An 8,395-nucleotide genomic window follows, 5' to 3' on the forward strand; every position below is an offset into this window, starting at 1 on the left:
ATTTATTAGCGATCGCACCTTTTTTGTCCAACCTCACAAAATCGCGTTGCTCCCGAGTTAAGACATGACTATCGCCGAACTTTAGACAAAATTGATGTCAGAAACCTGATATTCGTCGATGAAGCTGGATTGAATTTATCGATGTCACGCTTGTTCGCTAGAGCAGTGAATGGCGAACGAGCAGTTGGTAGTATACCTGGAAGTAAGGGTGGAAACGTTTCTTTGATTGGTGCTTTAAACCTTGGTGGACTGGTTGCAGCCATGACTGTACCAGGAAGTACAAATACTGATGTATTCCTCACTTATGTAACTGAGATATTAATACCTCAGTTATGGAAAGGAGCAATCGTGGTCATGGATAATCTCCGGGTTCATCACGCCGAACGTGTCAGAGTGGCAATCGAGTCAGTCGGTGCAAAAATCAAGTTTTTGCCCCCTTATTCTCCTGATTTATCCCCTATAGAACTTTGTTGGTCGAAACTAAAGCAATTTCTCCGTTCCTGCGAAGCACGTACACTGGAATCACTAAACCAAGCAATGGCGCTTGCTGTCAATTACATTACCGAAGATGATGCTCTCGGTTGGTTCAACCACTGTGGTCTATTTACCTGAAAATTGCTGTAAACAAAAATTAAGCCCAAATGTAGCCTAAACTAGCTTTATAAGCGGCAAACACGTCACGATTATGAGTCAACCAATCAAAAAATCGAAAAGACATAGCTGTTCTAAAGGCATCTATTGCTTCAGTAAAAGTGTTCAAAGGTTTGGAAGCCCACCTTCGTCTCAGACCCCCAGTCATCTGATGCCAAAGGATAAAAGTATAGGCACAAAAAACCAAGATAAAATGTCGAAGTAGGCTTCTTTTATCTCGAACTTGATATTCTTTTAACCCCAACCACCCCTTGGCTTCTCTATAAAAAACTTCCACCCAATTTCTTTGAGAATAGGTCTGAACTATCCATTCTGGTGTGACAAGTGATGTAGAGACATTAGTGATGAAATAGTCAATATCAGTGGCTTCAGAGAAAGTCGCAGCATTCATAACGATAGCAATATTTCGCTTTCCTTTCAGTTGTGATATCTCTATTTCTCTAGTTGCCACCCATACTATTCTAGGTTTATCTAAACTTAGTTGGATTTCGGTAAAATCTTCTTTGGGGAAGCTTTGTGCTAATTCGTCTATCCTAATTGTTTGTTGAATATTCTCTGATACATTAATAGTTATTTTTCGATTTTTGGCTATTCCTCCCAAGTACTTTAATTGTCTCTTCTCTAATGCTAATAAGAAGGATGTATTGTTGCCGTATCCAGCATCTATAAGTACGATTCCCGGTTGATATTTTCTCGCCAATGTTCTATCGATTAATTTGATTGCTAGTTCAGTTTTTTTCTCAAACTCTGGATCTTGTTTACCTTCTGGCAAAGAATCCCTGTGCTGATATAACTCTATATCTAATGGCAAGCTTTTTCGTCCATCATATAAATGTGTTGTTACCACTACTATGCCATTGTCTGTCTTGCCGATTTCTCCAATATACTGCCTTCCCACTCCATCAGTAAAATTACCACTTTTTCTGTGACCAGAATCATCAATTATTAAGTTAAATCCTCGACTGATCCTGGTTTGACTACACTTGTTCATAATCTCTAATCGAAGTTCATTGATCTTGGAATCAGACCAAGGTGCTTCGGTTATAAAGTGGTGCAATTGATGGTATTCAACTCCTATAGCGTTAGAAGCCATCTGGGACAGTTTTTTTCTTTCGCTTTCTCCCAATAATCCCCCTAAATAGTGCCTAAACCCTCTTTTTTGGGCTTTATGAGTAAATGCCTCATCAAACCGTTGACACCATTTTTCAAAACACGGAGGCATGGCTGCGGGGGTTGTCTCTTTCATGGGTGTTACTTTGACGTGAAAGCTATGCTGGTAAAGCATTATACTCTACTTTCCCCTTTTATTTTGTTTAAGTCCCGGTAAGGTAGTTACCGTTTAGTAGCAAATGCAGATATCACAGCCTTGTAGCACACCAAAAAAGTTTCCTCGCTCCCAGCCAAACGTTGCCTATATTGTGGAGCATACGCTTGGGTGTAAATAGATGTTGGAAGTTTTACGCTTAATTCGCGCAGGCATTAAGCGTCCAGGAGCGATGACCCGTGCGACTGGGGGATTGACGACCAAGGTTTTGAATGAGCGGTTGTCCGATCTCGTTAATTTTGGCATTGTGGAAAAGATTGCTTATCCTGAGATCCCACCGCGTGTAGAGTATAAATTGACAGACTTTGGCTCTCGCTTCGTTGAAATTCTGGATGTTATCGACAACTTGGAGGAATATCGTCAAAATCGGCGCTAAATCCTTGAGGTAGGGATTTTGATGCGTGAGTTGAGCTGAAGTTGTACATCGGTACACTGAAAATACACCGATCAGCGGTCAAAAACTCATCCACCAACTCATCAGAAAACTTCAGCGGTTCAGCCATCTCCGGAGTAAGTGCCTCTGGAGGAGTAAAAGCAGCCGCAATCTAGTCTTCGGTGACGTGAGGAACTGGCGTTTGTCTTAAATCACGATAGGTGATCACATCATCAGGATGTCGGTCTTGCCACGCAGCCATAAACTTCTTAGCTAATTTGCGAGATTTGGAGCGATCGTCTTTGGCTGATCGTCAAACACATCAGCAATGCCTAACTTTGCTGCGAGATCGAGCAATCTAAAATCCAGCGATTAGCTCCAGCATCTTTTCTTGGGGAGGAACTTCTAATGTTTTCATCTCAATGTGATTCTCTTAGTTAAATGATTGTTGCAGAAAGTCCAGCAATATGGAGTTCACCTCATTCGCATGAGTCCAATTGATTGCGTGAGGACCGCCCGGTATTCAGGCTATCCGCTCTAGTCTCCCAACGCGCCTAAAGGACGCAGCGAGCGCCGTCTGCGGGGATTTTGAGACCGATGAGGTAGTCGGCGACGATGTCGTTGACACACGCATTGCCGGCGGTGAGGGCTACACCGTGCTGTTCGCCCTCGACGGTCAGCAGGCTCGCGCCGAGCGTCTTGGCGAGGCTGATGCCGCCCTCGTGCGGGGTGGCCGGATCGCGGGTGACCGACACGACCAAGGTTTTAGGGAGTCTTTTGATGTTCTGGGCGTAGGGGTAACCGAGGGTGGGTTTCACGCGCCAATGCTCACAGAGGTCACGGGCGTTGACGGGCCGGCCGGTGTCTAGGAAGGGCGCAACCTTGAAAATGTCGCGCGTCATTGCGCTCTCCTGCTCGGGTGTGTGGCGTTCCTCGTCGAGGCAGTTAATGGCCACCAGGGACTCGTTGCCATTGCCGTAGCTACCGTCGGCACTGCGCTGGCTGAGGATGTCGCGCAAGAACAGCAGGGTTTTACCGCTTCCGGCCTTGAGTTCGGTGATGGCTTGGATCACCGCAGGCCAACCCACCTCGCCGTAAAGCCCAGTGATCACGCCGTCAATTACGGCGGTGTAAGTGACCTTGCGTCCGTCTGCGGTGATGATCGGTTTATCAATCAGTGGCTGCACGATCTGCTGGAAGGCGGCGGTAGCTTGCTTGGGATCGGTGCCGAGCGGACAAGTCGGGGTTTTAGCGCAGAAGGCCGCCATGTTGTCGAAGGCACGCTGGAAACCCGCGAACAGGACGAGGCGACGCTCGATGGTGCCGGTCGTGGGGTCGACCGCGGCGTCGAGCACCATGGCCCGCACGTTCTGCGGGAAGGTTTCGGCGTAGATCGCGCCGAGCCGGGTACCGTAGCTGGTGCCGAAAAAGGAGAGCTTGTCATCGCCGAGCACCGCGCGGAGTACGTCCATGTCGCGGGCGACATCGCGCGTGCCGACGTGAGCCAGCACGTCCTCACCGCCGGAACGCTCGGCGCATTTTTGGTACAACTGACGGGTCTCGTGGTCGGTGTAGTCCTTGCCCCCGGAGTTGATCGAGTTGACCAACTTGTCGGCCTCTCGTTCGGCATCGGTGAAGCAGTCTAGGGCTGGTGTCGAGGCGGCGACCCCGCGTGGGTCGAACCCGATTAGGTCAAACTGCTTGGTGATCGGACTGTCGGCCGAGGCCTTTGCCACCGTGACCGCGTAGCTCATCCCGGAGAAGCCGGGGCCGCCTGGGTTGAGCAGCAGGGAGCCGATTCGTTTGCTCGGCTTGCCCTTCGCCGGTACGCGCAGCAGTGCAATCTGCGCGGTTCGCCCGCCGGGGTTCTGGTAGTTGAGCGGCACCTCAAGCCGGGCGCATTTGAAGGTATCGTTGGCAAAGGTCTTAGCGTCGGCATCCGTGATGGCGTAGCCCTCGCACGAGCCGAAGGTCAGCTTCTGGTCGTAGAAGCGTTTTAGATCCGCAGGGATCTTTCCTCCTGGCTCTGACGGGTGCCCGAATGTGGGCTGGCCGCAGGCACTAAGAACCAATATCACCGCCCCAATCATTAGCGAGCTTCGGATATGGGGCTTGTGAGCAAGCATGGTTCTCCTCTCAGCGGGAACCGTTGGCTCTGAGCCGTGCGTGGGTAGGCCACGATCTTGCTTGTGGTTAGAAGAAATGTGAGACATGGGGATAAACTCCTTCGAGCTAGTTGTTGATGGGTTCAGGTATTAACGGGGTCATCGATGACCCCACCAAAGCGCAGACTGTAAATTAGTTTGTTAGAACTTACGCATTGACGAAAATAGAGTGGTGTGAGGCGTTACGCTTCCTCGATTAGTTCGACGTATGTTGTATTTGTTTGACGCGATCACTTCGCTGGCTTCACATCCAGCCCCGTCCAATGAGCGGCGAAAGCCCACATATCCGCCGTTTCCTCAATGATCTTGTCCGTGGGCTTGCCCGCTCCATGTCCCGCGCGTGTCTCGATGCGGACAAAGTGCGGCTTGGGTCCGATACCCGCTGCCTGAAGCGCGGCGACATATTTGAAGCTATGACCCGGCACCACGCGATCATCCGTGTCGGCAGTGGTGGCGAGGATTGCGGGATATGCCTTGCCAGATTGGATGTTGTGATAAGGCGAATATTTCAAGAGGTTCCGGAAATCCGCTTCCCGTGCTGGAGACCCAAACTCGTCTACCCATGTTTTCCCGCTCGTGAACTGGTCGAAGCGGAGCATGTCCATGACCCCGACCTGGGGCAGCGCGGCGGCGAACAGATCCGGTCGCTGATTGACCACCGCGCCAATTAGGAGTCCGCCATTCGAGGCGCCCTGAATCGCCAAGCCGTTTTGTGGGGTGATCCCCTGCGCCTTCAGATACTCGCCCGCTGCGATGAAATCATCGAAGACGTTTTGCTTGTTCTGACGACGACCCGTTTCATGCCATGCCTTGCCATATTCGGAACCGCCGCGAATATTGGCGATCGCGTACACTCCGCCTTGTTCGACCCACCCCAGAGGATCCGGCGAGAAAGCAGGAACCAGGGGGATTCCATATCCTCCATAGGCATAGAGCAGGGTCGGTGCCGAACGGGTCACATCCTTGCGTCGGACGATAAACATTGGAACACGGGTGCCATCCTTCGACCTGTAGAAACACTGTTCGACTGCGATCCGGCTGAGATCGATCGCAACCTTGGGTTGTGCCCACACCCGCGCCGTGTTGCTGGCGACATCATATCGATAGATCACGTCCGGAGCGTTAAAGCTGGTGAAGATGAAGAAGGTTTCCGGGTCGCTCTGTTTACCCTTAAAACCGCCAGAGGTGCCGATACCGGGCAGCTTCACCACACCATCAGCCTTGCCATCGAGCGTGTAGCGTCGAACTTCCGTCTTCACGTCAGCCAGATAGGAGAGCAGCAACCGTCCAGCGACCAGCGACGCATTACCCAAAACCGAATCCTGCTCCGGCACTACATCCCTGATCACTGGGTCGGCAGCGGCGATGTCCATCGTCACGACCTTGAAGCGCGGCGCGTCCTGGCTAGTCATGAGGAAGAACTTCGTCCCCACATTGCCGACGATCAGCCATGAATTATCAAGATTATCGACCAGCTTGCGGGGTTTCCAGTCGGCGCTCTGAAGATCCACCACGGTCAGTGTGTTGCCGATTGAAACGGGCGTGGAAACGATCGCGACGTAACGCCCGTCTTCGGTGATGCTCAAGGTATGCAGCATATTCGGCTGATCCGGGTTTGTATAGACCAGCTGATCGTGCGCCTGGGGGGTGCCGATCGCATGAAAATAGACCGCATGGTTGGCTACGCTTGCTTGCGATTCGGTGCCCTGCTTCGGTTCAGGGTAACAGGCGTAGAAAAAGCCAGATCCGTCCTTCGTCCATGCGATGCTGGTGAATCTCGCCCATTTGACCTGATCATCAAGTACCTTGCCCGTGTTCACGTCCAGTACCCGAATCGTGCGCCAGTCGGTACCGCCATCCTGCACCGCATAAGCCACGCGCTTGCCATCATCAGAAGCTGACCACTCGGCAAGTGCGGTCGCCCCGTCCTTTGCCCAACTATTGGGATCGATCAGCACGCGCCCTGCGCTATCCACGCTGTCGCGGACATAAAGAACCTGCTGGTTCTGAAGTCCGGAATTATGGAGGTAGAAATACCGCCCCCCCTTTTTGACCGGAATGCTGAACCGCTCATAGTTGTACAACTGTTTCAGTCGGTTCTTGAAGATATCTCGACCCGGCAGCGTATTGAGATAATCATTGGTGACCTTGTTCTGCGATTCGACCCAGGCGGCGACTTCCTTGTCGTTGCGGACATCGTTTTCCAGCCAGCGATAGGGGTCGGTGAGCGTCTGCCCGAAATGTTCCTCGGCGACATCGACCCGCTTGGTTTCAGGATAGGTAATTGTAAGCATCATTGCTGTGGACTCCGAGCAAGCGGAGGCGAAATGGGTGGTAAAGAGTAGCGCGATCGCGAAAAGGGTTGCGCGGCGCATCGGTATCTTTATCTTTTGAAATGAGAGTCGAAATCCAAAGAGGTTGAACTCTAGTATTTCTTGTCGTGATTTTGCAGTTTTGAACATGTCATTGACCTACCTAACAGAATGCTTGACCGTAACTACCTGGGTTAAACGATCGCAAGTAGGTAAATAAAATTAATTACATTGTTTTGATCAAATTCTTTCAGCACCTTCTTAAGAGACTGAACTACGCTTTGCCAACTTTGATCGACACTTGCTTGCTAGTTGCCTCGCTCATACGTAACTAATTTTGATTAACCATTTAGAAGCGATTCGCCTCCAGGTTGCGATCGCATCGAATCAGCCCGCGCCGATGAGCCGCTAGTAGTCTGCCAACCCAAAAATGCGCTTGTGAGGTCTGGGGAAAGGGGAAAGGTTAAGGGATTTAAAACCTTTCCCCCTTCCCCCTTACCCTTTACCCCGCCAAGTGAACTTGGCGAACTACTAGTTTCATCCTTGACCTCGGTTTTGATGACGAAAGCCCTTAATTCAACAATCTTGCCGCCGCGAAAGCGCCAGATGTCGCAGTACGAGTAATGAGCCGCCTTCCCGTCTTCGTCCTTCATTGTTATGTCGCCGAGTGCCGTGACGAAATCACCCTCAGCGATTAAGTTAGCAACCATAAAATTTGGCGGCTCTATGTATGTCGTTGCCATCCATTGGCGAACAGCTTCTTTTCCTTTAAGAGTCTTGTCGCCTACAAACGTCCAATGCGTGTCGTCGGCGCAGAACGACAAAAATCCTTCATTGTTGCCTTCAGCGATCGCCGCGTTTGCCTCTTCTAAGATTGCTTTATTTTTCTCTGACATCTGAATCTCTCCATAGGTTTTAGCTCGTGATTGCAGTAACGCGGATCTCAATACGCATCGTTGGAAGCGCAAGAGCCGCGACTCCTACCTCTGTCCAAATAGGAGCATGGTTGGGCATATAATGACGAAATAGCTTGACCATCACATCGTTAACCTCCGGGGGAAACCCTCCAACATGGTAAGAATTGATGTGAACAACATGCTTCCAGCCAGCACCGGCAGTCGCCAAGGTTCGCTCTACGTTCCGAAACGCCTGAGCAATTTCGTCTGCGAGCGATTCGGGAATTTGCAGATTGTCATCCACCCCGCCTTGTCCTGATGTCTCCACTCGATTGCCAATTTTCATCGCCTGAGAGTAATGCAATCCATTCGACAGGCGTTCCCCATAACCGGGGGTGACAAAAAACTCGGGCTTATTCATGATGTTTCTCCATTCAGTACGTTTGACTATATTTCGCGCTGCTGAGACGAGTTCGTTTCGGTATCGTCTGATTTAGACACTAATGTTCAGAATTCACTTGCCATGTAAGAGTAATGATTTCTGCAAACAGTAAGACAACTAATAGCCGCGAAAACGCTTGTAAAATGGCTTTCATCGTCCAGTTCTGACTCTGAGCATCGAATGGCACTAAGAAAAGGGAAAATCGTTGAGGCAGCAGGGGTGCAGAGGAGCG

At 50.6% G+C, this 8,395-nt stretch carries 7 protein-coding genes and 1 pseudogene; 2 read left to right on the forward strand and 6 right to left on the reverse strand.

Annotated features, from left to right (window positions below):
• Nucleotides 1-90 precede the first annotated feature (90 nt).
• A complete protein-coding gene (locus tag Q0541_RS22545; RefSeq protein ID WP_298915654.1) occupies nucleotides 91-612 on the forward strand; it encodes an IS630 family transposase in 522 nt (173 codons plus the stop codon).
• 19 nt (nucleotides 613-631) lie between these two features.
• On the opposite strand, the gene Q0541_RS22550 is transcribed toward Q0541_RS22545, so the two are convergent.
• Nucleotides 632-1,897 carry an IS701 family transposase gene (locus tag Q0541_RS22550; protein ID WP_298915637.1) on the reverse strand — a complete coding sequence of 422 codons (1,266 nt, stop codon included), beginning with the start codon at nucleotides 1,895-1,897 and terminating at the stop codon, nucleotides 632-634.
• A 199-nt stretch (nucleotides 1,898-2,096) separates the two neighbouring features.
• Between Q0541_RS22550 and Q0541_RS22555 the strand changes: the two genes are divergently transcribed.
• Entirely contained in the window at nucleotides 2,097-2,351 is a 255-nt protein-coding gene (locus Q0541_RS22555; protein WP_298915640.1) for a helix-turn-helix domain-containing protein, read from the forward strand.
• A gap of 169 nt (nucleotides 2,352-2,520) precedes the next feature.
• Here Q0541_RS22555 and Q0541_RS22560 read toward each other — a convergent pair.
• The 5 genes and pseudogenes from Q0541_RS22560 to Q0541_RS22580 form a co-directional block, all read right to left on the reverse strand.
• Nucleotides 2,521-2,643: pseudogene (locus Q0541_RS22560) on the reverse strand (NAD(P)H-dependent oxidoreductase); the annotation flags it as partial.
• Between the two features lie 259 nt (nucleotides 2,644-2,902).
• Nucleotides 2,903-4,474 carry an alpha/beta hydrolase gene (locus Q0541_RS22565; protein WP_298915643.1) on the reverse strand — a complete coding sequence of 524 codons (1,572 nt, stop codon included), beginning with the start codon at nucleotides 4,472-4,474 and terminating at the stop codon, nucleotides 2,903-2,905.
• Nucleotides 4,475-4,743: 269 nt separating this feature from the next.
• Nucleotides 4,744-6,975 carry a prolyl oligopeptidase family serine peptidase gene (locus Q0541_RS22570; protein WP_298915646.1) on the reverse strand — a complete coding sequence of 744 codons (2,232 nt, stop codon included), beginning with the start codon at nucleotides 6,973-6,975 and terminating at the stop codon, nucleotides 4,744-4,746.
• A gap of 191 nt (nucleotides 6,976-7,166) precedes the next feature.
• Nucleotides 7,167-7,772, reverse strand: coding sequence for a nuclear transport factor 2 family protein (locus Q0541_RS22575; RefSeq protein WP_298915649.1), 606 nt, complete (start codon nucleotides 7,770-7,772; stop codon nucleotides 7,167-7,169).
• A complete protein-coding gene (locus Q0541_RS22580) occupies nucleotides 7,741-8,142 on the reverse strand; it encodes a RidA family protein (RefSeq protein ID WP_298915652.1) in 402 nt (133 codons plus the stop codon). The genes Q0541_RS22575 and Q0541_RS22580 overlap by 32 nt, the downstream gene beginning before the upstream one ends.
• Nucleotides 8,143-8,395 lie beyond the last annotated feature (253 nt).

The sequence above is a fragment of the uncultured Nostoc sp. genome (genome assembly GCF_937863485.1).
In the GTDB taxonomy this organism is placed as follows: Bacteria; Cyanobacteriota; Cyanobacteriia; order Cyanobacteriales; family Nostocaceae; genus Nostoc.